Origin of the sequence: Mesorhizobium sp. M0800 (genome assembly GCF_040320095.1) — a bacterium.
Lineage (GTDB): Bacteria > Pseudomonadota > Alphaproteobacteria > Rhizobiales > Rhizobiaceae > Mesorhizobium.
Genome location: NZ_JAMYOZ010000051.1, coordinates 1 through 26493 on the forward strand (window position 1 = coordinate 1; position 26493 = coordinate 26493).

At 61.1% G+C, this 26493-nt stretch carries 16 protein-coding genes, 1 tRNA gene and 2 pseudogenes; 13 read left to right on the top strand and 6 right to left on the bottom strand.

Going from position 1 to position 26493, the window contains the following annotated elements; genetic code table 11:
* Positions 1–70 precede the first annotated feature (70 nt).
* Positions 71–377 (bottom strand): annotated as a pseudogene (locus NKI18_RS31745) (hypothetical protein); the annotation flags it as partial.
* 216 nt (positions 378–593) lie between these two features.
* Here NKI18_RS31745 and NKI18_RS31750 point away from each other — a divergent pair.
* Both NKI18_RS31750 and NKI18_RS31755 read left to right on the top strand, forming a co-directional pair.
* Positions 594–3893, top strand: a complete 3300-nt coding sequence (locus tag NKI18_RS31750; RefSeq protein WP_352621898.1) for an adenylate/guanylate cyclase domain-containing protein — start codon at positions 594–596, stop codon at positions 3891–3893.
* A 19-nt stretch (positions 3894–3912) separates the two neighbouring features.
* Positions 3913–4593, top strand: a complete 681-nt coding sequence (locus NKI18_RS31755; protein ID WP_352621896.1) for a peroxiredoxin-like family protein — start codon at positions 3913–3915, stop codon at positions 4591–4593.
* A gap of 85 nt (positions 4594–4678) precedes the next feature.
* On the opposite strand, the gene NKI18_RS31760 is transcribed toward NKI18_RS31755, so the two are convergent.
* Entirely contained in the window at positions 4679–7651 is a 2973-nt protein-coding gene (locus tag NKI18_RS31760; RefSeq protein WP_353021798.1) for a trifunctional glycosyltransferase/class I SAM-dependent methyltransferase/polysaccharide deacetylase, read from the bottom strand.
* A 161-nt stretch (positions 7652–7812) separates the two neighbouring features.
* Between NKI18_RS31760 and NKI18_RS31765 the strand changes: the two are divergent.
* The 6 genes and pseudogenes from NKI18_RS31765 to NKI18_RS31790 form a co-directional block, all read left to right on the top strand.
* Positions 7813–7958, top strand: a pseudogene (locus NKI18_RS31765) (IS110 family transposase); the annotation flags it as partial.
* A 612-nt stretch (positions 7959–8570) separates the two neighbouring features.
* Positions 8571–9236: a DUF3450 domain-containing protein gene (locus NKI18_RS31770; RefSeq protein ID WP_031211579.1), complete on the top strand. Its 666-nt coding sequence runs from the start codon at positions 8571–8573 to the stop codon at positions 9234–9236.
* 94 nt (positions 9237–9330) lie between these two features.
* Positions 9331–11901 carry an OmpA family protein gene (locus tag NKI18_RS31775; RefSeq protein ID WP_353021801.1) on the top strand — a complete coding sequence of 857 codons (2571 nt, stop codon included), beginning with the start codon at positions 9331–9333 and terminating at the stop codon, positions 11899–11901.
* A gap of 15 nt (positions 11902–11916) precedes the next feature.
* Positions 11917–12408 (top strand): Rab family GTPase, encoded by a 492-nt coding sequence (locus NKI18_RS31780; RefSeq protein WP_254818889.1) that lies wholly within the window; start codon positions 11917–11919, stop codon positions 12406–12408.
* Positions 12409–12411: 3 nt separating this feature from the next.
* Positions 12412–13485 carry an adenylate/guanylate cyclase domain-containing protein gene (locus NKI18_RS31785; protein ID WP_352621892.1) on the top strand — a complete coding sequence of 358 codons (1074 nt, stop codon included), beginning with the start codon at positions 12412–12414 and terminating at the stop codon, positions 13483–13485.
* Between the two features lie 426 nt (positions 13486–13911).
* The gene (locus NKI18_RS31790; RefSeq protein WP_352621890.1) at positions 13912–16137 is read left to right on the top strand and encodes a mechanosensitive ion channel family protein; all 2226 of its coding nucleotides are present in this window, start codon (positions 13912–13914) and stop codon (positions 16135–16137) included.
* Between the two features lie 123 nt (positions 16138–16260).
* On the opposite strand, the gene NKI18_RS31795 is transcribed toward NKI18_RS31790, so the two are convergent.
* Positions 16261–16335, bottom strand: a tRNA-Gly gene (locus NKI18_RS31795).
* A 229-nt stretch (positions 16336–16564) separates the two neighbouring features.
* On the opposite strand from NKI18_RS31795, the gene NKI18_RS31800 reads away from it, so the two are divergent.
* The 4 genes from NKI18_RS31800 (at position 16565) to NKI18_RS31815 (ending at position 19421) form a co-directional block, all read left to right on the top strand.
* A complete protein-coding gene (locus tag NKI18_RS31800) occupies positions 16565–17062 on the top strand; it encodes a prolyl-tRNA synthetase associated domain-containing protein (RefSeq protein WP_352621888.1) in 498 nt (165 codons plus the stop codon).
* A gap of 85 nt (positions 17063–17147) precedes the next feature.
* Positions 17148–18140, top strand: a complete 993-nt coding sequence (trxA, locus tag NKI18_RS31805; protein ID WP_352621886.1) for a thioredoxin — start codon at positions 17148–17150, stop codon at positions 18138–18140.
* 163 nt (positions 18141–18303) lie between these two features.
* On the top strand, positions 18304–18975 hold the full coding sequence (locus tag NKI18_RS31810) for an LON peptidase substrate-binding domain-containing protein (protein WP_352621884.1): 672 nt from the start codon (positions 18304–18306) through the stop codon (positions 18973–18975).
* A gap of 206 nt (positions 18976–19181) precedes the next feature.
* A complete protein-coding gene (locus NKI18_RS31815; protein WP_023675986.1) occupies positions 19182–19421 on the top strand; it encodes a Trm112 family protein in 240 nt (79 codons plus the stop codon).
* Between the two features lie 42 nt (positions 19422–19463).
* Here the strand turns inward: NKI18_RS31815 and NKI18_RS31820 are convergent, their stop codons facing one another.
* From NKI18_RS31820 to NKI18_RS31830, 3 genes are read right to left on the bottom strand one after another with little or no spacing between them, the layout of a single operon-like run.
* On the bottom strand, positions 19464–22772 hold the full coding sequence (locus tag NKI18_RS31820) for an error-prone DNA polymerase (RefSeq protein ID WP_352621882.1): 3309 nt from the start codon (positions 22770–22772) through the stop codon (positions 19464–19466).
* Entirely contained in the window at positions 22769–24247 is a 1479-nt protein-coding gene (locus NKI18_RS31825) for a DUF6504 family protein (RefSeq protein ID WP_352621880.1), read from the bottom strand. Before NKI18_RS31825 ends, NKI18_RS31820 begins: the two co-directional genes overlap by 4 nt.
* A complete protein-coding gene (locus NKI18_RS31830; RefSeq protein ID WP_352621878.1) occupies positions 24180–25262 on the bottom strand; it encodes an ImuA family protein in 1083 nt (360 codons plus the stop codon). The genes NKI18_RS31825 and NKI18_RS31830 overlap by 68 nt, the downstream gene beginning before the upstream one ends.
* A gap of 524 nt (positions 25263–25786) precedes the next feature.
* Here NKI18_RS31830 and NKI18_RS31835 point away from each other — a divergent pair.
* Positions 25787–26209 (top strand): metallopeptidase family protein, encoded by a 423-nt coding sequence (locus tag NKI18_RS31835; protein ID WP_352621876.1) that lies wholly within the window; start codon positions 25787–25789, stop codon positions 26207–26209.
* Positions 26210–26493: the final 284 nt, after the last annotated feature.

The following is a 26493-nucleotide window of genomic DNA, read 5'->3' on the forward strand; positions in this document are numbered from 1 at the left end:
GGCGCCACATCGGCCACCTCGTTGAAACGATCGAGGCAACCGAATGCAACAACTACTTCGCAAACGCCGGCTACGCTTCCATCAAAACGTGAAAGGCTCTAGCGTCTGATCCGGCCGCATAGGCCTCACCTGTCATTGCACCGCACCGCCCCTTGCGGAGCCCATCCACCACGTGTTCGAAATCGACCGGTTCTTGTAGGGCAAGACTTTGCGACGGTATTCCAACGAATAGTCGGGATTGACGCGAAGCACCTCCTGCCATGCCGCGCGGGCTTCGGCGAAACGGCCCAGATGGCCGTAGCTGCGGGCCGGAAGCGCGCGAGACGTCGGTGACAGCGTTGCGAGTCAGCCCGTTGTATCAAGAGGTCAACGGCCTCTCATCTTCATGATAGCAGGAAGACGGAGGGTAAGAGGGAACTTTCGCAGACGACGGCCACGCAGCCGCCCGAATGGGCAGCGCTCTGCCACCGGACCCACACGGATCGCTCGCTGCCGCTTGCCCGTCGACGACTATCGGTGCATCCTTGTGAATAGTCTGGCCGTGAAGTGCGGGCGAGATCACGCCGTCACGGCCACTAGTGAGGTCTTGTTCGATGGACTGCTCGGGCTGCGGTTTCGAGATTGAGGGCGGTTACGCCTTCTGTCCGAGGTGTGGCAGGCGCCAGCCCGTGCCATGCGCCAGTTGCGGCTACACCTGCGCACCTGATTTCGAGTTCTGTCCGAAATGTGGGGCAAGCGTCGGTGCGCCCGCAAAAGCCGTCGAACGGCCTGCTCCGGCACCAAGCCGGACCATTGTGCCGCCTTCTCGAACTCCGTCGCTGCTTCCGAACATCGAAAGCGAAGAAGGGCTGCATCCCGTCTCTGACGCCGATCGCCGGACGGTAACGGTCCTGTTCGCCGACCTTTGCGGCTTTACGACACTCAGCGAGCAGCTCGACCCCGAGGTCATGCAAGCGCTGCAGAACAAACTGTTCAAGGAATTGACGGCGGCCGTGCGAAACTTTGGTGGTTTCGTCGACAAATTCATCGGCGATGCACTGCTCGCTTTGTTCGGTGCGCCGGTCGCGCATGAGGACGATCCGGAACGTGCGCTTCGCGCCGCTCTCGACATGATCGCCCGGACGGCGCGGCTCGGCGAAAGCACCCCCCACTCCGGCTCGCCTCTGTTACTCCACATCGGCATAAACACTGGTCCGGTCGTTACTGGCGGATTGGGCATCGGCACCGCCAGATCCTATTCCGTGACCGGCGACACAGTGAATACGGCGCAACGCCTGCAATCGCTGGCCGCACCGGGTGAGGTGCTGGTAGGCGAGCTCACTCACAGGCTGACCCGGCATGCCTTCTCTTACGAGTCGCTGGGTGATGTCGTGTTTCGCGGCAAGGCTGGCAGCGTGCTCGTTCATCGACTGGACGCACCGCTAGCGGTGCCGCGTGCAGCGCGCGGGCTCGAGGCGCTCGGCCTCAGTGCGCCGCTAATAGGTCGTGGTGCGGAGCTCAATAGAATGATGGCGAGCCTTGACCAGGCGTGCGGCGGCTCGGCCCAACTTGTCCGCCTCGTCGGAGAAGCCGGCATCGGGAAATCGCGGCTGGTGAAGGAGTTCGTCGCCCGCGTCGGCGACGAGGAGCGTTTTCGCAACGTCGCCGTGCGGCAGGCCACGTGCTCACCGCTGGGTGAACAATCTTTTGGCGCCTTGGGCGCAGTGGTGCGCAGCGCTGCCGGGATGATGCAAAACGACAATGGGGACGAAATGCGGGGGAAGCTCGCAGGCTTGCTTGCCGATCTCGGCCTGCAGGGCGAGGAGGCGAAGCGGCTGATGCCTTTGCTCTACCATGTGCTTGGCCTTGGCGACCCCGATGCCACCTTGCAGCATGTCGAGCCCGAGCAGCTGCGGCGGCAAATTCTCTACGCAGTCCGCACAATCATCGAACGGCGGCTTGCGTTGTCGCCGCTATTGATTGTCGTCGAAGACCTGCACTGGGCCGACGCCGTGTCGCTCGAGGCACTACGTTTCGTGATGGACAGGTTGGAACGCACGCGGTTGATGTTGCTGGTCACGCATCGTCCGGCGCCGGACAACGACCAGCTCGACTCAAGTCGGGTCAGTCACACAGCGCTCAGGCTTCCGCCACTCAACAATGATGACGGACGCAGCCTGCTGGCAGCGCTTTTCGGCGAGAGCTGGGTAAGCTCCGCGGGAGGGCTTCTCGACCAGATCCTCGAGCGCGCGGGCGGCAACCCCCTTTTTGTAGAGGAAATCGTTCGCGGCCTTATCGATCGCGGTGTACTGATGCGAGAGGGCCAGCGATGGCGGACTGTGGCAGGCGAAGTCGCAACCGGCATCCCCGCCACTATCCAGGCAATGTTGCTTGCCCGCGTCGACCGGCTGCCCCAAGAGGCGCGCCGGTTGGCCCAGGAGGCCGCGGTAATCGGCCCGCGCTTCGATGCCACACTTCTGAAAACCGTGACAGCCGACCCCGGCCGGCTCGAAGCCGGCTGCGAACTGCTTTGCGATGCGGAAATCATCGAGGAAGTTGCTGGATCAGGCTCGGTCTCGTCTCAAAGCTACCGCTTTACGCAAACATTGCTGCAGGACGTGATCTACCAGAATCTGCTCGTGCAACGCCGGACCGAAATCCACGGGCGGATCGGTGCTGCCTTGGAGCAACTGTGCGGCGACGAGCCGGAACGGCTCGAGGATTTGACCGTGCTCGGTCATCATTTTGCACAGAGCGCCGAGCGGGAGAAGGGCGCGCATTACCTGCAGGCGGCAGGCGATCGCGCTCGCATGATATATGCCAACGACGACGCCCTTCGTTTCTACGAGCGAGCACTGACTGCGTTGGGCGCGATCGGGCAAACACCGCTCAAACTGGCAATTGCAGAGCGCATTGCCGATTTGAGCGGCCCGGCAGGCCGCCGCGAGATCGCGCACCACCACTACGAGACGGTGTTGCAGGCATACCGCGAGTCGGCCAATCGCGTCGCCTCGGCGCGAGTTTTGCGTAAGATCGGTCGGCTACTCTGGGATGTCGGCAAGCGGGACAAGGCAGAACCCCGCTATGCTGAGGCGGCAGCGCTCCTCGATGGAGCGGATGCCCCGATCGAGCAGGCGCATCTGTGGCAAGAACGTGGCCGACAGGCGTTCCGTAGCGGAGATCACGCTCTCGCGGCAAAATGGGCAGACGCGGCGCTGGATTGCGTAGGCACACTGACAACGGAGCATGTCTCCGAGGTAAGGTGTGATTCCACTCTTGTGACCGCCGAGGCACTCAATACCAAGGCTGTCGCGCTGGCTCGCCTTGGGCGAAACCGTGATGCCGTGCGTCAGGTTGAGCGTAGCATTGAATTGGCCGAAGCCGCCGGTCTGCTGGGCGCGGCCTGCCGCGGCTACACCAATCTCGGCGTGCTTTACACGACCATCGATCCCGCAAAGGCGATGGAGGTCTGTCGGCGCGGTCTTGAAGTGGCGCGCCGTATTGGTGATTTGGGTTTCCAGGCGCGCCTCCTCGCCAATCTGGCGGTCGCTTGTTGTACTTTCACGGATCGCTGTCCAACGGAGGGCGTGCCTGCTGCGGAGAAGGCCATCGAGATCGACCGGGCGCTCGACCAGCGCGAGCACCTGCCGGTGCCGTTGATCGTGCTTGGGCAGATCCACCAGTGCAACGGCCGTCCGGACCTGGCGGTTGGGTTGTTCCACGAAGCACTGGACGTAGCTCGCGAAACGGGCGAACCCCAACTGCTGTTTCCGTGTTATGATGGTCTCGCAACGCTTAATCTCGACCTCGACAATCTGGCCGAGGCCGAACGCTACTTTTCCCTGGCGCAGGGTATATGCGCCCAGCACGGGCTCGACCCGGAAGCGCTTGTGGTGCTGCCTTTTCTCGACTAGCCGGGGTTGGAGGTTGGAAATGTCCGCGCGTAGTGACTTGGTGCCGCTTCAACCGGGCGACCGTGCGCCAAACGTGGTACTCGACGCCATTACCCAGGAAGGCAAGATCGCGCTTGACGATTTTCGCGGCCAAAAACCGGTGCTGGTCGGCCTGTTTCGAGGTCTGCATTGCGCGTTTTGCCGGCGCCATATCGCCGCCCAGGCGCGGCTTGATCCGGAGCTGCGCGAAAAGGGCGTGGAGAGCCTGGCGGTGGTCAACACGCCGATCGAACGGGCGCGTCTCTATTTCCGCTATCATCCGATGCCGAATCTGCTTGCGGCCTCCGATCCTGAACGCGCTTCACATCGTGCTTTTGGACTGCCCAATCTCGAATTCACCCAAAACGAGACGAACTGGCCGTACAAGGTCTCGATGGCCGCGGCAAAGGATATGCGGGTCGACATACCAGGCGAGTTGCCCGGTCCTATGGATCCTCTTGCGGCCAGCGAAATCCTCAACAAGAGGGACCATTACGAGCTGACCGAAGCCGACGAGCAGATGCTAGCAACGGGACACGGACAATTGATCGGTCAGTTCCTGCTGGACCGGCAGGGGATCGTCCGCTGGAGCTTCACGGAGGTTCCAGAGGGTGGGCGATACATGTTTGGGGCGCCAAGCCCGCAGGAGCTGATGTCAGCCGTATCCCAAGTCGCCCAATAGACTTGCGAACGAGGTAAGCGGGCGGGACACCGAATAAAAAGCGGAACCAATTTGTTACAAATCTAGATACTGACAAGTTCACCGTTCATGCGAGCACGGCCTCGACTTTGCCAACAAAGTCATCGAGCGAGTGATCTCCGCGAATCTCGATGCGCGGAAGGTCGATGGGATCGCAATCGAGGTCCGCCGGCCCGTGTCTGCCGCCGAAGCCGATTCGATAGCCGCACTCCTTGGCCAGCCTGCCAAGCCGTCGGTCGGTGACAGAGAAGGGTGCCGCGAACGCCGTGGTTGGCCGACCGGTCCATCGTTCGATGAACATACGAGAGCGCAGGAGCTCGGCGGCCAAGTCAGAGCTCGACAGACCATCGATCGCGCGATGCGTCGCCAGATGGCTTCCGAAGAACGCACCTTCGCCGGCGAGGCGTCGCACCGTCCCGGCGTCCATAAGCTGCGTCGGCGGGCCGCTGTAGGCGTCCCATTGTGCACTTTCACCCACCAGGTCCGTCACCAGGAACACTTCCGCGGTCAGGTCGTTCGTGCGCAAGGCCGGCCAGGCATGGTCGGCAAAGTTCTGGAAGCCGTCATCGAACGTGATGAGCACTGGGCGGCCAACGAAAGGCTGACGGTTGACGATGAACCATTCCAGCTGCTCGGACCTAATCGCGTGAAAGCCATTGGCGCGCAGCCATGCCATTTGGCTGGCGAATGCGGCGGGCGCGAGCCGAAAACGGGCGAGCGCGGCCGGACCATCATCGGCGACGCTGTGATACATGAGGACGGGGATACGCTGCCGCCGCTCGCTACGTGCCACATCGCGGCGCAAGGCCCGCGCCCCACCCCAGACGATATTTCGCGCGACCCCGATTTCAACGGGTGCGCGGATTGGCACATGATCTACCATCGCTTCCGTCGCCACGTCGCCTGGTGACAGGCGGCGGAAGCGGTCTATGCGGTAGAGCTCGGTCTGGATCGATTGATCGAGGACGAGGCCGTCGGTCGCTGCCAGCGTCTCTGAGATCGCTTGTGCACCGAATGTGTTCCAGTCGAAGCCCGTCCTTCCAACATTGTCTCGTAGCACGAATGCGTGTGCGCTGATGAAACTGCCGCCAGGCGCCAACGCCTCAATGAGTTTTTTGGCGATGCGCCGCACATCGGCGAGATCATCCAGGTAGTAGAGCACTTCCGAACACACGATCAGATCCATTTCGCCCGGCAGCGTGTCCGCAGAGAAATCCAGTACGCCGAACTCAACATTCGGCTGATCGCTGCATCGCGCGCGCGCCCGTCCGACGGCTACGGCGGAGATGTCAGTTGCGGTCAAATGGCCCACGCGCGGCGCCAGCTGCCGCGTGAAGTGGCCCTCCGCGCAGGCCAGCTCAAGCGCCCGTCCGATGGGACCGGCAGGCAGAATTTCGAGCTGCCGCTCATATTTTTCCTGCTCATAGGGCGAACCGTAGTTCCAGGGATCCTCGGTCGCGAAATGGCGATTCCAGAAAGATGTGCGATCATTGTCACGCCCATCCGCGGCCCGTGCACGGCGCGGCGCTGTAAAAGGCTCTTTAGTTTCGGCGCTCGACCGAACCAGCGCCTGCGCTTCCGCGGCCAATCCCGCGAGTTTGCCGAAATGGCTGTCCCGATCAGACCGGCGTCCCGCCATGGACAACAATGCCTCGGCTGCAAACATGTTTGACTTGTCGGCACCGGCGCCCTTTTGCGGTGCATCTACAGGCGATCGCCTCGCAAGTCGCGCGGCACTGTGCATAGGCCGCTCAGGGGGCACGAAATTCAGAATCAATTCAATCCAATGACGCCTTGTCACTCTCCCGAGTACGCCGAACTGCACGAGAGCCTCGATCTGGCCATCCATCATCAGATGGGCATAGATTTGATCGATTCCTTCCGGCACTTCGATCGAGGCCGGATTTCGCGCGTCGACACGAATTCCAAGTGTCCGCGCCAGCCTGCGCGGCGCGGCAAGATCGTCGACATCGAGCAGCATTTGCTCAAAGTGATACTGCACGCGGCGAGCCGCGTCGGGATTATTCCAGACCTTGCCGAGTTCGATGATCAACTCGGTGAGGGAGTCGCCGAACCTGTCCCACCTGGCAGCCAATTGCGCTGGCACCGACAGGCTTCCTACCATAAGGCCATCGACGGCCACCTTGGCGATCTCACGCGCCCACTTACGTCCTGCCGGGAGCGTGCGCAGGGACTGCGGGTTGATCGAGCGCGAGCCGCAGCCGCAATCCGATGCGGCGTTCCACAACGCGAACCACGCGAGTGCTTCTGAAGCGGTGCGGCCGTTCGCCTCGATCGCTCCATTGGCGTGAGCCGATGCCGGGTGTTTGACCCTGGGATCGGCGGAAAAGCCGCGGGCGATCACGATTTCCGCATCTGCCAGCATCTGCGTCGAATTGCGGCTGAGCGCGTTGGGGCTGACCCGATAAAAAGCGAGCGGCTCGTCGACCATCACCCAATGTTTGCCTAGACGTGCGAGGCGCTGCCACAGATCCCAGTCCTCGCAGGTACGCAGCGACACATCGAAGCCGCCCAACTCGGCAATTGTCTTCCGGTCGACGAGCAGCGCGTGAGTGCGGATCGCGCACCGGCGCGCGAATGTTTCGAAGGGCTGGATCGCAACCTCCGTCGCGATGCTCGACTGGGTGAGTTCGCCATCGGGCATCACGCGCCGGGAACCGCAATAGGCGGCGACCGCATCGGGCGCGGCTTCAAGTGCGGCCAGCATTTTCGCAAGGAAGCTGGCATCCACCCAATCGTCCGCATCCAGAAACATGAGCCAGTGGCCGCGCGCTGTCGACATCCCGATATTGCGCGCGCCGGCGGCGCTATACGCGCAAGAGCTCAACGTCCGAAACCGGGCATCGTGCTCCACATAACCGGCGATGATCGCGGGGGTGCGGTCCGTGGAGGCGTCGTCGACGATGATCGCCTCCCAATCCACTATTTCCTGATCGAGAAGGCAATCGAGTGCGCGCGCCAGCGTTACCTCCGCGTTGTGCGCAGGAACCACGATTGAAACCAAGGGATTATGCGCCACGCCGTGTAACCCGCGCGTTGGTTCGAAGGTAGAACAAGAGTCCCGAAACATAGCCGGCGATTTCCTGCCAAAGGAAACGGTCCTCAGGGACGCTGCGTCCAAACAGTCTCCTGCGAACTCTTCCGCGCCGCCGCGACGCCGCCATTTGGCTGCAGAGCGAGCTTGCTCCTGTCGTGCTACCGAAGTTGGAAGCCTGGCACAGCATTCGCATCCGTGCCGCCGAGCTTGGGCGCCAGCTGTCGCAGATGCACGTCAAAGCCAAGCATGCCGCATACTCATGTCGATCCCCGGAGTCGGCGCCATGACCACAGGCGGCGGTCCCGGGCACCGTATGAGTGCAATAGCTATGGCAACCTGACGTCTTTTGCAATTGGGGGCGCAACAAATGCCGCCCACTGAAGCTTTGGTGTGAATGACTGCAGTTATTGGGACTGTCGCTCCCCTCCTATCGACCGAAACGCCTCGATTCCGAGGTGCATTCTCGAACAGCCATTCTCCGTGCGAAAGAAGACCTTCCTTCTACCGTTGGGCCCGCATCGGAAGCTGATCGTCGCAGTATACAGTCGGGTGCGAGACGGTACGTGCACCGCCAGACCAGCTACTTTAGACACTTCTAATGAATCTGCGCTACTTAATTGCGCTCCAGTAGCTATAGCCTGACATTGTATTACTCATTTCGATAGTAGATTGCGTCCAATGATCGATTAGATTAGCCGGTTATGGCTGCTATCACAAAGAGATGCGAGAGCGACATCAATCCGAACTCGTGCATTTGCTGCTAGTCCAAGAGATGTAAAAGGGAGGCACGAATTGGCTTAAGCCAAGAAGATTCCGGCTTGCGAGCCGGGTATTTTGCTGGCATGCTTGCTGGTTTCTGAGTGGTGCACTGTGGCAATTGTTCAAAGAAGGGGGCATAAAGATGGCCAAGGAATCTTCGAATACCGCTTCTTCAGCAAATAAAGCGGACGCAAATCTGATAAGTAATGCAGACGGAAGCGGGCTGACCTTCATGGCGGGCCAGGCTCGCGAGAGCGGGGCCCCCGGCGACGCTGTAGGTGTCGACAAGATACGTGATCTGCTGTTCGGCAACCAGATGCAGGACTATGACCGCCGCTTTTCCAAGCTTGAAGAACGGGTCTTGCAGCGCTTCAAGGATGTCGAATCCGAGGCCAAGCGCAATCTTGAAATGTACGAGTCAAATGCAAAGAAGCAGGTCGACTCGCTTGCGGCGCAATTGCGGAACGAAAAAGACGCGCGAGCCGACGCCGACAAGGAGATTGATCGGAATCTTCGCGAGCAAAATCAGGCGCTCGAAAAGCAGGTGCGCGCGTTGTCGGATCAGTTGAGCGAGCTTGAGCGGGAAGTTGCGGACCGGATAAATCGAAACGATCATTTGCTGCGTGAGGAAATCAAGCAAAAGAATGAAAGCATTCAGATGCTGATGGAGAAAATGTTTTCCGATCTTGGCAATGTCAAGACCGACAGAAATCTTTTGGCTGGCCTGTTTGTCGAGGTTGCAAAATGTCTAAATCAGGATCCCGTCGGCAGCAAGAACAACTCGGAGCGTACCTGGAAAGTGAGTTGATCGGAACTTGACGTCGACTGTCGACCCAATCAGCCTCCCTCAAAGAGCAGCTTCGAACGATACAGAGATTGATCGCGAGGCTCTGGCTCGCCTTTTGATCGAAATTGCCCGGAACGTTGATCCGGACTATCGTGCGCGTCTCGAAGGCGTTCCAGCCGCCGATCCTCGCATGGAAACGCTGCGCCAGTTGCTGGTCGGCGGCGAAATTTCGGAGCTTTCACGAGTTACGCACCTGCTCGACGAACCCGAGCAGCTTGCGGCTGCAGTTGGGGGTGTTCTCCCCAGTGCAGCCGCACGTGCGCCTCATGCGCAACTCGGAGAGGCCCTTGCGCCAGCTGTCGAGAGGGCCGTGCAACGGTCCATCCAGAAGAGCCCGCGCACACTGACGGATATATTGTACCCGGTGTTTCTGCCGGCTATTCGCAAGTCGATCGGCGAAAAGATCGACCAAACCTTTCAGTCGCTGAATGAAACTTTAAGACATATATTTACCTGGCATGGGCTTAAGTGGAGACTTGAAGCTTGGAGAACAGGAGCAAGCTTCTCAGAAGTTGTTCTTAAGCATTCTCTTGTCTATCGTGTAGAACACGTCTTTCTAATCAATCGCAATTCCGGGCTTTTGATAGCGCATGTAACTGCTGATAATGCAACTAGCGAAGATCCTCAACTCATTTCTTCTATGCTTAGTGCAATTCAAGATTTTGTAAAAGACTCATTTAACGAGAAAGAACAGAGCGGCCTGGACACCATTCGTTTCGGGGAGCTTCGTCTCTGGTCGGAAGTTGGACCGTTTGCGACCTTGGTTGCGGTGATCAGGGGAAATCCGCCGGAGGAATTACATGAAATAATTCGCGATGTATTGCTTCGCATCCATGATGAATGCTCACAGGCTCTAGAGCAGTTTGACGGCGACAGTTCGCAGTTGGCCGGCGTAGAGACGCAGTTGCAGACCTGCGTTGAACTGAAGCAGGAGGAATCAAACCAGGGATTTCCGTGGCTGGTAGTCGCTGCAGTCCTGCTGGTTCTGATTCCGGCAGGCGGTTGGTTCTTTCTTTCCTGGCAATCCGGGCAGCGCTGGCAGGCCTATGTGTCGCGACTGGGGACCCAGCCGGGCATCATCGTTGCCGAACAAAAGGTGCGCGATGGCCAATTCTATATTGCCGGCCTGAGAGACCCGCTTGCCGCCGACCCGCAGGCTCTGTTGGCCGGAACGCAGGTCGATCCTGCTCGCGTTCATTCGCAGTGGCAATTCTATCAGAGTCTTGATCCGGAGTTCGTGTTGAAGCGGCTAACGGCGTCGCTGGTTCCGCCGGATTCAGTACGACTTTCGATCGTCAATGATCGCATCGTTGCCGAGGGGGAGGCTCCCGACACCTGGATAGATCGGGCGCGCGCAGCGGCCCAACAACTTTCGGCAGGCGGACCGGAATTCGATATCTCCAAGGTTCGTGACGTGAGCCCCGAAGCACGCGCGGCGGAGCGCTGGCAGGCCTATGTGTCGCGACTGGAGGCCCAAGCGGGAATCATCGTCGCCCAACAAACGGTGAGGGGCGGACATTTCTATATTTCCGGCCTGAGAGACCCGCTTGCCGCCGACCCGCAGGCTCTGCTGTCCGGAACGCAGGTAGATCCCGCCCGCGTTCATTCGCAGTGGCAATTCTATCAGAGCCTTGATCCGAAGTTCGTCCTGAAGCGGCTGATGGTGTCGCTGGTTCCGCCGGATTCAGTACGACTTTCGATCGTCAATGATCGCATCGTTGCCGAGGGTGAGGCTCCCGACACCTGGATAGATCGCGCACGCGCAGCGGCCCGACAGCTTTCGGCAGGCGGACCGGAATTCGACATCTCCAAGGTTCGTGATGTGAGCCCCGAAGCACGCGCGGCGGAGCACTGGCAGACTTATGTGTCGCGACTGGAGGCCCAAGCGGGAATCATCATCGGCCAACAAACGGCGAGGGGCGGACATTTCTATATTTCCGGCCTGAGAGACCCGCAGGCCGCCGACCCGAAGGCTCTGCTGTCCGGAACAGGGGTCGATCCTGCTCGCGTTCATTCACAGTGGCAATTCTATCAAAGCCTTGATCCGAAGTTCGTGGTGAAGCGGCTGATGGCGTCGCTGACTCCGCCGGATTCAGTACGGCTTTCGATCATCAAGGATCGCATCGTTGCCCAGGGTGAAGCTCCTGCCGCCTGGATAGATCGGGCGCGGGTCGCCGCCCAACAGCTGTCCGCGGACGGACTCTCTCTAGAAATCTCCGAGCTGCGTGAGTTGACCCCTCCGCAACTCACTCATTTGAGGGAGGCTATTCAAGCGGTCGACATTTTGTTCGATTCTGGCAAGGCTGTACCGGGACCAGAGCAACTGCCGGTTCTCGACAAATTGGCGAATCAGTTGAAGGAATTGGCCAAGGACGCCCGCAAGGCAGGCGTAACAGCACAGTTCATGTTGACCGGCCATTCGGACGAGACGGGCCGTGAAACGGCCAAGTTGTCGATCAGCGCCGCGCGCGCGGAAACAGTTCGTGCGCTTCTCAAGAAGCGCGGCGTCGATCCGGAGTTGCTCTTGGTTCGCGGCGCGGGCACCTTTGAGCCAGCGGAGATTGAAAATAGCCGAACCGGGAACTCCGCCAACCGCAGAGTTTCGGTTACGGTAAACTTCCACTAGGCGGAGCCCAGGATATTGCAAAAGAAGATCTGCATGTTGGGCGGGTTCGCTGTCGGAAAGACGAGTCTGGTTCGCAGGTTTGTGCAAAGCATCTTTTCAGAAACCTACTTGACCACGGTGGGAGTGAAAATCGACAAGAAGAGTGTCGCATTCCCGGACAAAACCGTGGATCTGATTTTGTGGGATTTGGCCGGCGAAGACGATATCGGCTCATTCCGCGTCAGCTATGTGCGAGGTGCGAGTGGGCTCGTGCTTGTCGTCGATGGAACACGCGCTGCTACTCTTGCCGTGGCGCTCACGTTGCGCGAGCGGGCCGAGGCTGAATTCGGCGCTATGCCGTTTGTATTGCTGTTCAACAAATCCGATCTGGCCGATCGGTGGGCAATATCGGATAGTGAAATTGACGAACTGAGGCAACTTGGATGGCAAATCTATCTAACAAGTGCGCTTTCGGGTGAACATGTTGATGATGCGTTTCGTCAACTTGCTTCGATGGTCAGCAAATAAACCATGCACGTCTTGCCAAGAGAAGTTAGAAGCTGGATTTACGATTTCTTCTACAGCGAGCGCTCGGTCGCATATCTGAAAATCGACGCCCAGCTTTGCATAGCTGCGAAGGGCGGTAACGTTAAACATTACGGACTCTCGTCAGTTCGCATAGGTAAGCCTGTTGCCGAGCAGCTTGAATTCATGGAAGGTTTGTTGCCCTGCCCGGAGCTTCCATATGATATGGCCATGGTCGAACTGCCCAGCGGGCGTGTCGCGGACCTCCATCTTTTTGCTGACAATGCCTGCGTGTGGCTGCTCTTTCTTGACGCCACTGCCGAACGCGACAATAGGCAGCGGCTTCAACAGAAGGCTTATGAAATGACGCTCCTGCAAGAGAGGGAGCGTCAACTCAACGAGAAATTACAATCGACAAACGAGGCGTTGAGGGCGAGCCAAGAGGGATTGTCGCGTGAATACCAGCGCGCCGAAGCCCTACTCCTCAACATTCTTCCGGCATCGATCGCGGAGCGGCTAAAAGCGCACGAACAAATTGCAGACAACCACGCGGAGGTGAGTGTGCTTTTTGCCGACATCGTCGGTTTTACGGAAAGAGCGCGGAGCGTCGGAGCCGTGACGACGCTCGCTATTTTAAATTACTTCTTCAAGGCGGCGGATCTGCTCTCGGAGCGATACGGCTGCGAAAAGATCAAGACAATCGGCGATTGTGTGATGGTGGTCGCTGGCCTGCCCGCCGCGCGATCCGATCATGCGGAAGCCCTTGCGCACTATGCACTTGAACTGCGGAAGGCGGTTAAGCGCGAACGCTTCGCAGGAGAACCGATAAGACTCAGAATTGGAATTCACTCAGGACCGATCGTGGCGGGCGTCATAGGCAAAAGGCGGTTTGCCTATGACCTATGGGGCGACACCGTTAATCTCGCCGCACGTATCCAAACGTCCGCGGAGCCCGATGAAATCCGTATTTCGGATGCAACTCATCAACTGCTGCTTGGACCAAATTTTGCTTGCGACCCACTCGAGGAAACGGAATTGCGTGGTACAGGTCGTGTGCGAATGTGGCGGCTCCCGGCCTGATTTGCCGCATGGCAGTGCCGACCCGGAAGCGCATTGCATCTCAAGCAACATCATGGTTTCGAATGTCCGCAGCGGTGCGCGAAGCAGTTGACCACCGAGCGACCGCCAAAGGTCTGTCCTGGTCAACTCAGGAAATCAATTCCTGAGATTTAACGTCGATGCCCAGTTCATAGAACGGCCGAGGTCGGAATGCCCTGCCCCCGCGGCTAAATAAACACCGCCAAGTACCCGGCGCAACGGTCTGGCTCGGAACGATGACGTCTTGCACCGCAACATCGGTTTCTTCAAGGTAGGGCAGCAACGGACATAGATGTCGTTGCTCGCCGATCCGACCGGAAGGTTAACAGCACGATGCCACTCATGACTCGACGATTGGGAGCCAGGAACCTGGCGCGCCCGGCACGGCGTCTCGGAGACCTGACTGCGATGTTTGCCCTGATTGCCAGGCCGCTCGTCTTTGGGATCGCCCTTTTGTTGGCTGGTCAGGCGCAGGCGCAGGCGCCGGCGACCGTCCCGCCTGAAAGGGTCAAACAGCTGTTCGAGCTTCTCGACGATCCGTCAGTGAAGGCCTGGGTGGCCGAACAGCGAAATCAGGACGCCGGGTCAACGGGAGCGCCCGCCGAGAGAGGGGCTTCGCCGACCGACGCATCGTCCGGCGCCGTGGCCGCACCAAGCCAGATGAATACGATGGCATCCTCGACGCTCGATGGGATCAGGCATCATATCGAAAGAATCGTGCGAACTTTGCCCTTGCTGCCAGGCCAGTTCGCGCGCGTTCGGGCAGAGACGATGGAGGATATGTCCAGCAAGGGGTCTGCCGGCGTATTTGTGCTGATTGCAATGTTCATCGCTGCCGGCCTGGCACTCACTTGGGCAACGTTCAAGCTCACCCGTCCATTTCGTCTTTGGATTATCGCGCAACCGAAGGATACGCCCGTTGGGCGAGCCAAGAAGATTGGTGGCCGCCTGCTTTATTCCAGCATGCTGATAGTCTCTTTCGCACTGGGCAGCGCCGGCGCGTTCATGTTGTTCGACTGGCCGATGCTTATCCGCGAGATTGTACTGACATTTCTGATGGCGGCAGTCGTTACATGGGGTGTGCGCATGTACGTCATGGCCATGCTCGTCCCTTCCTTCATGAACGTCGAGAACGCCGTCGAGGTTCGTGCTTTGCCGATCACCAACGAAGCGGCTGACCATTGGTCCTATTGGCTACCCCGGATCGTCGGCGTCTTCGCCTTCTTCGGCGCCGCGTTTATCCTCTTGCCAGGTCTCGGCATCGATCAGGACGGAATGATGGTCCTGTCACTGGGCGCCGATTTCGTGCTGCTGTTGCTCCTGCTGCTCGCCATCTGGCGTCGGCCAAGAACGCAGCGAGACGGTGCGCGCCACATCGGTCACACGGAAGCGACATGGCTATTGACTGCTTATTTCGTCGTCCTGTTCCTGCAGCGTATCGCCGGCCTTTATACATACTTCTGGTTCACCTTCGCCGCATTCTTCCTGCCTTTGGCAATCGTGGTGACGCAGCGCGGGGTTAATTTCGTTCTGCGGCCAGGTTCGGAAGATGTCGGCCGGCCCACGATCCCGGCGGTGACGATCGCTGTCATCGATCGCGGAATCCGAATGATTTTCATCCTGGCGGCGGCTTACCTTCTCGCACGTGTCTGGGGTCTGGACATGCAATCCATGCGGGACAGCGATACGACGACGACGTTCATATTGCGCGGCTTGATCAATGTCGTGGTCATTGCCCTCGCCGCCGACTTCGGCTGGTCGATCATCAAAGCTTTGATCGAACGAAAGCTGGGCATCGAAACACCGCACCCTGTGATCAGCGACGAGGACGTCCCGATCCTCGATCCGCAGCACGCACGGCTGCACACGCTCTTGCCGATCCTCCAGAATATTCTGCTCGCATCGATCATCGTGATGGCGGTGCTTATGATGCTCGCCTCGCTGGGTATCCAGATCGGCCCATTGATCGCCGGCGCTGGCGTCGTGGGCGTCGCCGTGGGCTTTGGGGCACAAACCATTGTCAAGGACGTCATTTCAGGCGTGTTTTTTCTGCTCGATGATGCGTTCCGTGTTGGCGAATACATTTCATCGGGCAATTACAAGGGTACTGTGGAAAGCTTTTCGCTGCGCTCGGTGAAGCTGCGCCACCATCGTGGTCCGCTGTTCACGATACCTTTCGGTGAACTCGGGGCAGTCCAGAACCAGAGCCGTGACTGGGTTATCGACAAATTCAACATCACCGTTGGTTATGACACCGATATCGACTTCGCTCGCAAGCTGATCAAGCGGATCGGCCTCGAACTGGCGGAAGATCCCGAGTTCAAACACTGGGTGCTCGACCCGATCAAGATGCAGGGCGTACAGGAGTTCGGCGAATACGGCATCGTATTGAGGGTCAAGGCCACAACCAAGCCGGGAGGCGCCTTCGGTATGAAACGCAAATTCTATGTACGCCTCCGCCAGGTCTTCAAGGAGCAGGGCATCGAACTCCCATTTCCGACCGTCCAGGTCCAGGGGCTACAGAACCAACATGGGGCAGAGAATGCACCGTTGGAGATCACGCCCGAGTTGAAAATGGCCGTCGCGCAGTCGCACACTATTCGGCGCAGAAAGAAAGCTAGCACAACGGAATAGAAAAGCTGCTGGTCACAGCGCGGCTTTTCGCGCATCGCCCATGGCAGGGACACTCTTTTCGCCACGTAAGCAAAAGGCGCCCCGAAAGGCGCCTCTTAATCGCTTGATTCCCCTCAAGGAAACTGGAGCGGGTGAAGCGATTCGAACGCTCGACCCCAACCTTGGCAAGGTTGTGCTCTACCCCTGAGCTACACCCGCTCACGCGGCTTTTGGGCCGCAAGCCGCGCCTATATGGCTGAAGAGCGCGGCGATTGCAACAGGGAATTCGCAGGCTTTTTGCTTCGCCGGCAATGCGGAGAAGCGCTCCTCGGGACGTCGCAAGGCAATCACCCCGCGTTGCGCGACGGGCTTGTCTTGGCCGCATCATTGGCCGTAAACGGCGTTAGCCGAACAAGCCGTTGAAAGCGGGCCATCAGAAGAAAGACCGATGCCGAAGACCGAAGCCGAACTTTTCACCTTTCTTGCCGGACTCGGGATCGAGGTATCGACGCGGCGGCATCCGCCGCTGTTCACGGTCGCCGATTCGCAGGCGCTGCGCGGCGAGATTGCCGGCGGCCACACCAAGAACCTGTTCCTCAAGGACAAGAAGGACAATTTCTTCCTAGTCAGCGTCGACGAGGAGGCGGTGGTCGATCTCAAGCATATCCACCATCTGATCGGCGCTGCCGGGCGCGTGTCCTTCGGCCGGCCGGAGATGCTGATGGAGCTTCTCGGCGTCGTCCCAGGCGCGGTCACGGTGTTCGGGCTGATCAACGACACCGAGCGAAGGATCAAGGTCGTGTTGGACGAGGAGCTGATGAGCCACGCGGTGGTCAATGCCCACCCGCTGACCAACGAAGCGACGACTTCCATCGCTGCCGCGGACCTGGTCAAATTCGTCGAGGCAACCGGACATGATGCTGTTATCTTGAAAGTCTCGGCATGATCGCCACATGGGTGACTGAAACCGGGTTCTAAAGAAGGATGTTGCGCCCGTCCCTTGGCCGGCGGCGCGACCGAAAGGCGACGAGATGAGTGATAGCAACCCCTTTGGCGGCCCATTTGGCAGCAATGGCGGCCGGTATGCCACCACCGTGCAATATGGCGGCACCGATGCCGCGCGTGAGAAGGTCGCGCTTGCTGAGGCGCCGGCCGACGTCATCAAGGACACAACGACCGCTGGATTTGCCGCCGACGTGATCCAGGAATCGCGTCACCAGCCGGTGCTGGTCGATTTCTGGGCGCCGTGGTGCGGCCCTTGCAAGCAATTGACGCCGCTGCTGGAGAAGGCGGTGAAAGCCGCCGGTGGCAAGGTCAAGCTGGTCAAGATGAATATCGACGACCATCCATCGATCGCCGGCCAGCTTGGCATCCAGTCGATACCGGCGGTCATTGCCTTCAAGGACGGCCAGCCGGTCGACGGCTTCATGGGCGCCATTCCCGAGAGCCAGATCACGCAATTCATCCAGAAGGTCGGCGGCAAGACCGGCGGTGCGCCGCAAGTTGCCGAGGCGCTGGCCGCGGCCGCCGAAGCGCGCGACGCCGGGGACGTGCAGACGGCGGCCGACATTTACGATGCCATCCTGGAACAGGCGCCGGAGACGATCGAGGCGATCGCTGGCTTGGGCGATCTGCTGTTCGAGGCCGGCGATGCCGAAGGTGCCGAGGCGGTGCTGGCGCGGGCGCCGGAAGCAAAGAAGGATGCGCCCCAGCTCGCCGCGCTGCGGGCCAAGATGGCGCTCGCCGCGCAAGCAGCAGTGCTCGGCAATCCGGCGGAACTGGAACGGCGGCTGGCCGAAAATCCCGGGGATCACCAGGCACGGTTCGAGCTTGCCATGATCCAGAACGCCAAGGGTGATCGCATGGCGGCGGCCGACAATCTGCTGGCGATCATCAAGGCCGACCGCTCGTGGAACGACGACGGCGCCAGAACCCAGTTGCTGCAGCTCTTCGAGGCATGGGGCATGACCGACGAAGCAACGCTGTCGGCACGGCGCAAACTGTCGTCGCTGCTGTTTTCCTGAGCCGGCGCAGACTGTTTTGTCGCGCGGGCTTGCGGTGGGCCGCGGCTGCGCCAGATTAGGTTTTCGGACGGCGTTCGATTTCAGGTTTCCGGTGTTGCGCCTTGTGCCGGCCGGGAGGAGACGGATTTGGTGCGCTTCCTGACAAAGCGATCGGAGGATTGAGGTGCAGGCGGGAAACGCGCATTACCGGCTCGCTGCGGACTTACCGTCGACCATGCCGATCTTTCCGCTTGAGGGCGCATTGCTGCTGCCGGGAGGCCGCATGCCGCTCAACATCTTCGAGCCGCGCTATCTGCAGATGGTCGACGAGGCGATCGCCGGGCCGCGGCTGATCGGCATGATCCAGCCCAGCCTTGACGGTGCGCTGCGTCCCGACGGCGAGCCGGCGCTCTGCAATGTCGGCTGCGCCGGGCGCATCATTGCGCTGTCCGAGAGCGGCGACGGCCGTTACCTGATTTCGCTGCAGGGCGTGTGCCGGTTCCGTATTGTCCAGGAGCTCACGGTCAAAACACCGTTCCGGCAGTGCCGGTTGGCACCCTTTCTCGCCGATCTCGACGAGGAGCAGGCAGACGCCGAGATCGACCGGCCGGCGCTGCTCAAAGCGTTTCGCGCCTATCTGCAGGCTAACGATCTGGAGGCCGACTGGGAAAGCGTCAGCCGCGCCGAAAACGCCATGCTGGTCAACGCACTGTCGATGATGGCGCCCTACGGGCCGGCCGAGAAACAGGCGCTGCTCGAAGCGGCCGATCTGAAGACACGCGCCGAGACCCTGATCGCCATCACCGAAATGGCGCTGGCGCGCGACAATGAGGATTTCGGTTCGAGTTTGCAGTAGGCTCTTGCCTTCTCCCCTTGTGGGAGAAGGTGGATCGGCGCGCAGCGCCGAGACGGTTGAGGGGTGTTGGAAGGATCGCCGTCGGTGCCAAGCTGGAACACCCCTCATCCGACCAAGCTTCGCTCGGCCACCTTCTCCCACAAGGGGAGAAGGGGAAGTCCGCGCTCGAAACCTTAACCGATTGCCTTGTGAAAAGGATGGATCGAATGGCGGATGGACGTGACGGGAACAGGACTGTCGACCCCAAGCTGCTGGAACTCTTGGCCTGCCCGCTGACCAAGGGGCCGCTTGCCTGGGATCCGGAGCGCGGCGAGCTTATCTCGCGGGTGGCAAAGCTTGCCTATCCGGTGCGGGACGGCATTCCGATCATGCTGCCATCGGAAGCGCGTGTCATCACCATAGATGATGCCATGCCACCGCCGCCGCGCCTGGGTGGAACGCCCTGAGTGCTGCGGTTCAGAGCCGCTCCGTCGCGATCTTTCGCGCCTCTATTGAAAATTGCGCCCTTTGGGCATGACCTTCTCTGCCCTTCCCAATAGTTCCGTTTGCGCGATGCTGCCAGGCTGAGCCTCGTCTGCACTGCTCGACAGTCTGTCCGCAGGCCTTGCCTGCTCAAGCAGCACCGACAGCCACGGCGTCAGATCCTCGACTTTCTCGGCGACGATATGGATGACGTCCGATTCCGATTGCAGCTTGCCGGTGACGCGGATGAGACGCGCGCCCATGACGATGGGGCGGAAGCGGTCAAAAGTCCTTTCCCAGAAAATGATGTTGGCGACCGCATTCTCGTCTTCCAGCGTCAGGAAAATCGCCTTGCCATTGCCCGGCCGCTGCCGCACCAGCACGAGGCCGGCGACCGAAACGCGCCGGCCGTCCCGCACCTGGCCGAGCCGCACATTGGGCGTGACGCCGGAACGATCCAGCCTTTGACGCAGGAAGGCGACCGGGTGCGCCTTCAGCGACAGGCCAAGCGAGCGGTAGTCGTGGACGACGTGCTCACCGAGCGGCATTGTCGGGAGCCTGGTTGCAGGCTCCAGATCGCGCAAGCGGATCGCCGGCTGGTCGAACAGCGGCAGCTTTTCGGCGGCACTCTTGCCGTCGAGCGCGCGGACCGCCCATAGAGCGTCGCGACGGTTCAATCCAAGCGACCGGAAAGCGTCGGCCTGCGCCAGTTTTTCGATCTCGTCGACGTTGAGGCCCGAGCGCAGCCAGACGTCGCGTACGGATGCATAGCCGGCGCCGCGCCGAGACACAAACGCTTCCATGCGCTCCTTCGACAGGCCCTTGACCTGGCGAAAGCCGAGCCGGACGGCATGGCTGGTCCGGATGACGCCGCGCATCTGGGCATGGCGGTCAAGGATACGATCCGGATCGAAAGGCGATTTCTCCAAGGCGCAATCCCAGCCGGAAAAATTGACGTCGACCTCGCGGATCTCGACGCCGTGGTCATGCGCGTCGCGGACAAGCTGGGCCGGCTGGTAAAACCCCATCGGCTGGGAATTCAGGATCGCGGCGCAGAACACGTCGGGATAGAAGGTCTTGAACCAGCAGGAGGCATAGACCAGCAGGGCGAAGGAGGCGGCGTGGCTCTCGGGAAAGCCGTATTCGCCAAAACCCTCGATCTGCTTGAAGCAGCGCTCGGCGAAGTCTTTTTCGTAGCCCTTGGCGACCATGCCGTCGACCATTCTCTTGCGGTAATTGCCGATCGTGCCGGTGCGCTTGAATGTCGCCATGGCGCGGCGCAGTTCATCGGCCTCGCCCGGCCTGAAGCCGCCAGCAACGATGGCGATCTTCATCGCCTGCTCCTGGAACAGCGGCACGCCCAGCGTCCTGCCGAGTATTTTTTCCAGTTCCGGCTTGGGATATTCGGGTTTTTCCTTGCCTTGCCGGCGGCGCAGATAAGGGTGGACCATGTCGCCTTGGATCGGGCCGGGCCGCACGATCGCCACCTCGATGACGAGGTCGTAAAAGCTTTTCGGCCGCAGCCGCGGCAGCATCGACATCTGCGCGCGCGATTCGATCTGGAAGACGCCGATCGTGTCGGCACGGCAGATCATGTCGTAGACGTGCCTGTCCTCGGCAGGCAGCGTGGCCAGCACATAGGGCCGGCCATACGCGTCTCGCGCCTGCGGGTAATGATCCTGGAGCAGCGTGAAGGCGCGCTGCAGGCAGGTCAGCATGCCGAGCGCCAGCACGTCCACTTTAAGGATTTTCACCGCGTCGAGATCGTCCTTGTCCCACTCGACCATCTTGCGCTCGTCCATCGCCGTCTTGACGATGGGCACGATCTCGTCGAGCCGGTCCCGGGTGATGACGAAACCGCCGACATGCTGCGACAAATGACGAGGAAAGCCCATGATCTCGTTGGCGCATTCGATCACATGCCTTGTCGATGGATCGGTCTGATCGAGGCCGCCGGCCTTTGTCTCCTTTTCGCCGAGCTCCGAGGTCGACCAGCCCCAGATCGAACTGGACAGCGCGCCCCGGACGTCGTCCGACAGGCCCATCGCCTTGGCCACTTCGCGCATCGCCGAGCGGCCCCGGTAGCTGACGATGGCGGCGGCCAGCGCGGTGCGCTTGGTGCTGTATTTGGAATAGATGTACTGGATGACCTCCTCGCGCTTTTCATGCTCGAAATCGACGTCGATGTCGGGCGGCTCGTTTCTTTCCTCGGAAATGAAGCGTTCGAAAAGCGTTTCGATCTTGTCCGGGCCGACTTCGGTGATGCCAATGCAGAAGCAGATGATCGAGTTGGCGGCAGAGCCGCGCCCCTGGCAGAGAATGTTCTGGCTGCGGGCGAATTTGACGATGTCGTGGACAGTCAGGAAATAGCGCGCGTAGTTCAGACGCTCGATCAGAGCGAGCTCCTCCTCGATGCGCTGCGTCACAAAAGCGGGCACGCCCGAGGGGTAGCGGATGGCGGCTCCCTCCTTGGCCAGCCTTTCCAGTTCGGCCTGCGGCCCAAGACCCGATTCCGTCGGCTCGTCGGGATAGTTGTATTGCAGGTCACTGAGCGAGAAGGTCAGCTCGCCGGCAAAACGCAGCGTTTCCGCCAGCGCTTGCGGATGCCTGCGGAAAAGCCGTGCCATCTCCAGCGGCGGCTTTAAGTGACGCTCGGCATTGGCCGCCAGCTCCAGCCCCACCTCGGCGACGGGCACATTGAGGCGGATCGCCGTCAGCACGTCCTGCAGCGGGCGCCGTTCCGACGTATGGTAGAGAACATCGTTGGTCGCCATCAACGGGATGCCGGCCAGCTCCGCCATCGCCGCCGCCTGCTCGATACGGAAGCGGTCGTTGCCGCGGTAATCCGGCGAAACCGCAAGCCGCAGGTTTTCACCGAAACGATCCTTGAGCCGGCTAAGGAGTGCGAGGCTGGTTTCCGCGTCCGCCGACACATCCGGCAGTATGGCGAGCGACAGGAGATCGCCCCATTCGAGAAGATCGCTCTGTTTGAGGAGCGTCGCCCCTTTTTCGTTCTCGTCACGCAGATTGGCCTGCGTCAGCATGCGGCAGAGATGACCCCAACCCTTGCGATCCTGCGGGTAGGCGAGGATGTCCGGCGTGCCGTCGCAAAAAACCAGGCGGCAGCCGGGATGATAGGAAACACCCTCCACCTTGGCCTGCTGCCAAGCGCGCACCACGCCCGCCACCGTGTTGCGGTCGGCGAGACCGATCGCCGAAAACCCCAGGAATTTTGCCGCGACCACCAGCTCCTCCGGTTTCGAGGCACCGCGCAGAAACGAGAAGTTCGACTGGATGCCGAATTCGGCATAGGGGTTGGCCGTCAGCGCATTCATGCGAAGATCCCATGCATGAACCAGCGCGGCGAGGGCTGCGAGGCGCCGTAAAGGCCCTGGCGATAGAGCCAGTAACGGCGGCCGTCGGCATCCTCGATGCGGAAATAATCCCGGGTCGGGGCATCTTCTCGTCCCGCCGCCCCTCGCCACCATTCCGGCGCGATGCGCTCCGGCCCTTCGGCGCGCGCGACCCGATAGAGCGCGCGCCGCCAGCGGAAGTTCAAAGGCGGGCCTTCCGGCATTTCGGTGGCCGGCACCTCGATCGGCTCGGGCGAACGGAAAAGCCGGATCGGCCGTTCCGGCTGGAAGACGGTCGTGGGAGCGTCCTTCGCCTTGTCCGGCTGCTTCGGCGGCGAGCTTCTCTGCGGCGCCTCCGTGAAGGGAAGGGTGGCGACGGCGCGCTCCGGCAAATGGCTCTCGACGGCGACCGGCTTCAAGACCGCGCCTTCGCCGAGCCGGGCGCGAATGCGGTCGGCAAAAAGCGCGATATCGGCACCGTCGTCGCTCGTCTTGCCGGCAAGGTCGGCCTGCTGCATGTCGAAGACGGCGGCGGTCAGCACCGAAAGGCGCACGAGATCGAAGCCATAGCCGGCGTCGATATCCTGTTCGAGCGCGGCAAGCCTTTCGTGGAACAATTTCTGGATCAGCCGCGGCTCGCGCAGAGGCCGCGAGGTGCCGACGGCGATGCGGCTGACGCCGCCATCGACGCGGAAAAGCAGCAGCGCCAGCCGCCTTGCGCCCTCGCCGCGACGCTCGAGGTCGCTCTTCAAGGTGGTCGCCAGCATGCCGGTCAGCCGCTCGATGTCCTCGGTCAGCATGATCGGCTCGGCAAGGTGACGCTCGACCGAAAGCGGTGCCACCGGCAGGCGCGGCGACACGGCCTCCTCGAGGCGGCCAAGCGCCTGGTCGAGGCGCAAGAGCAGCGATGCGCCGAAGCGGCGGGCCAGCGGCGCGCGCGGTGCCGCCATGACGGCGCCCGCCGTGCGCAGGCCGACGCTTTCGAGGCTGGCGCGTACCTCCGGGTCGATGCGCAGCGCCGCCAGCGGCAAGGGCGCGAGAAGCGCTTCCTCCTCACCATCGGGCACGATGCGGTCGCCAGCAAACCGCGCCGCCGCCCAGGCAGCACCAGGCGTGGCGGCAAGCCCGGCGCGGACATCGAAGCCCTGATGGAAAAAACGCGACAGGATATCGTCCAGCATCGAGCGTTCGCCGCCGAAAAGATGGGTGCAGCCGGTGACGTCGAGATAGAGGCCGTCGGTCCCGTCAAGCGCCACCAGCGGGGTATAACGGTCGCACCAGTCGGCGAGGCCTTCGAGCAGGCGCCGGTCGGCCTCCGGATCGGCCTCCACGATGTCGATCGAGGGATGCATGGCGCGTGCGTCGGCTATGCCCATGCCGCGCTTCAGATTAAGCGCCTCGGCCCGCTCGTCGAGGGCGGCGATGCGCTGGGTGTTCCCTTGGCGATGGCTGATCACCAGCGGCAGGTGATCCGACGGCCGGGAACGCCAGGACCGCCCCAGACGCTGCCGCAGGATCCTCTCGGCGGCGAGATGCGGAAACCACAGGGATAGGATTCTTTGGCCGTTCTGGGGCCCATTCCTGAGACCTTCCTTGCTCGCCCCGTCTTTCTTCGAATATGCGTTCATCGGGGTTCCACTCCAGTGTGAATTTTCCGGGCAAGGCCGTGCGGCTCTTGCCGATGGCGACGGTGAAGGCGGGCCGGCCGATCGAGCCGGCGAGCGGCCCGGCAAGCGTCTTACGCGTTGCCGCCGGGGCCGCCGACAGGATGAGGCGGACGGGCGCTGCCGTCGGTTCGGGCTCGCCGGCCTGGCGCAGCAGGAACAGCGGCCGGCCCGCACTCTGCGCGCGGGCGTGCAGCCGCCGCGTCGCGGTGAGGTCAAGCCGCTGCGGGCTGCCGCGGATTTCGAGGATGACGGCGGCCAGCGCCGTCATCCGGGCAGCCTCCTCGGCGATCCACAGCGCATCGAGCAGCCTTGGCGCCTCGGAAAACAGCAATTGCTCCGGCTCGATGCCGAAGAAGGCGTGAAGCCCCCTGGCATAGGGAAAGCCGGCCTCGCGGAAAACCTCGGATGTGCCGATCCACAGCACCGGCAATCGCGGCCCCTGGCTGAGGATCAGGCTGACGAGCGACAAGGCAAAACCGGCAACGGCCCCGGCATCGCGGGTCGCGGCGCCATGAAACTCGCTCACCGCCGCCTTCGGCAGGCCGCCGCTCAGCGCAGCATCGAGGCGCTCGGCGCCGGTGCGCAAAAACGCATCGGGCGGCGCCACGGCGAGGCCGCGCCGGACAATGGTCAGATTCCGAGCGGGTGTCGGATGCCGAGAGGGTGTCACACTCTGACGAGGGACATCCGCGTCAGCCGACGAGCCGGCCGGCGCCTTCAGGCGCTCGGGCAAGGTCCCCTCGATCTTCGCGATCTGGCGGCGCAGGGCAAAAACAGTCTCCCGCGCCACGGCGCTTGTCGCCATGACGGTCAGCTTCCACTCACAATTGTTCCTGTTATGTTCTTATAGATTCCAGAGGGAGGATGAAGAGTCAAGCGGAGTCATGGGGAATTTATTCCTGCCCGATTTTAGCGGGCCGTTCACGAAACAGGAACTTCCCGTGAGTTATCGACCCGGCCGCTTCCGGGCCATCCCTAAAACCAGCCAGACGATCATGATGCCTATGATGGCGCCGACAAGCATCCGAAGCAGGCTGACCAACTCGGAATTCCTGCCGAGATAACTGGTCAAGACCACCAGCACCAAAAGAAGCAGTGCGCCAAACCCTCCACAAATTGCAGCGCTTCTGACGAATTGGTTGCTGAATGGCATTTGAACACTCGACTCTGACAGAACGATGGAGATTCGGCTTCGGGTATGGCGACGTCCATCATCCCGCAAAGGCCATCCCTAGACCAGAGCGGATGACAGATTGCGCCCTTGAATCTGCGGCGTCATTTGCCGAGTCCGACCCGAAAGCCTATATGCCGGGATCAAAGGGATAACGCATGGCTCGCATCTACCAAACCCGCATCTGGCACGACCAGCTTTCGCCGTCGATGGAGGAAATGGAGTTCCTGGCGCTGGAGGCCTATGCCCATCTGCCGGAGGAGTTTCGCAAGCTGACCGGCGAGATCGTCATCCAGATCGCCGAATTCCCGACCGACGAGATCATGGACGACCTGTCGCTGGAAACGCCCTTCGACCTGCTCGGCCTGTTCGAGGGACGCGGCATCGCCGAGCGCTGGAATCCGCAGACCGGCGAGGGGCCGAACCGCGTCACGCTCTACCGCCGCGCCATCCTCGACTATTGGGCCGAGAACGAGGAAACGCTGGGCGACATCGTCACCCACGTGCTGATCCACGAGATCGGCCACCATTTCGGCCTGTCGGACGACGACATGGAGAAGATCGAAGAAGCGGCGGAGTAGGGGGTGCCGATCGGCTGAGGTTACGCAACAGTCCGACGTCTCATTCCTTCGCGCCCCCCTCTGTCCTGCCGGACATCTCCCCCACTTGGGGGGAGATTGGCAGCTTCGCCGACCGCGCCCTCTTTCTAACATTGAGATTTGGCGAAAGCCCGGGATGATGGCCGATCTCCCCCCGCGTGGGGCTAGGGCATATACACATCTCGCAGAGCCCATCCATCGGCACAGGCACGGAAGTAGGCCAGGCCGTTGTAGAAGGTGATTGGTCCCGGTGGTCTGGAGGAAGC

What these genes read in the sequence shown, in the direction of transcription:
- NKI18_RS31770 (WP_031211579.1), top strand. Translation starts at nt 8,571, where the DNA reads ATGGCCAAGGAATCTTCGAATACCGCTTCTTCAGCAAATAAAGCGGAC.
- NKI18_RS31785 (WP_352621892.1), top strand. Translation starts at nt 12,412, where the DNA reads ATGCACGTCTTGCCAAGAGAAGTTAGAAGCTGGATTTACGATTTCTTC.
- NKI18_RS31750 (WP_352621898.1), top strand. Translation starts at nt 594, where the DNA reads ATGGACTGCTCGGGCTGCGGTTTCGAGATTGAGGGCGGTTACGCCTTC.
- NKI18_RS31755 (WP_352621896.1), top strand. Translation starts at nt 3,913, where the DNA reads ATGTCCGCGCGTAGTGACTTGGTGCCGCTTCAACCGGGCGACCGTGCG.
- NKI18_RS31835 (WP_352621876.1), top strand. Translation starts at nt 25,787, where the DNA reads ATGGCTCGCATCTACCAAACCCGCATCTGGCACGACCAGCTTTCGCCG.
- trxA (WP_352621886.1), top strand. Translation starts at nt 17,148, where the DNA reads ATGAGTGATAGCAACCCCTTTGGCGGCCCATTTGGCAGCAATGGCGGC.
- NKI18_RS31830 (WP_352621878.1), bottom strand. Translation starts at nt 25,262, where the DNA reads ATGGCGACAAGCGCCGTGGCGCGGGAGACTGTTTTTGCCCTGCGCCGC.
- NKI18_RS31800 (WP_352621888.1), top strand. Translation starts at nt 16,565, where the DNA reads ATGCCGAAGACCGAAGCCGAACTTTTCACCTTTCTTGCCGGACTCGGG.
- NKI18_RS31790 (WP_352621890.1), top strand. Translation starts at nt 13,912, where the DNA reads ATGTTTGCCCTGATTGCCAGGCCGCTCGTCTTTGGGATCGCCCTTTTG.
- NKI18_RS31820 (WP_352621882.1), bottom strand. Translation starts at nt 22,772, where the DNA reads ATGAATGCGCTGACGGCCAACCCCTATGCCGAATTCGGCATCCAGTCG.
- NKI18_RS31815 (WP_023675986.1), top strand. Translation starts at nt 19,182, where the DNA reads ATGGCGGATGGACGTGACGGGAACAGGACTGTCGACCCCAAGCTGCTG.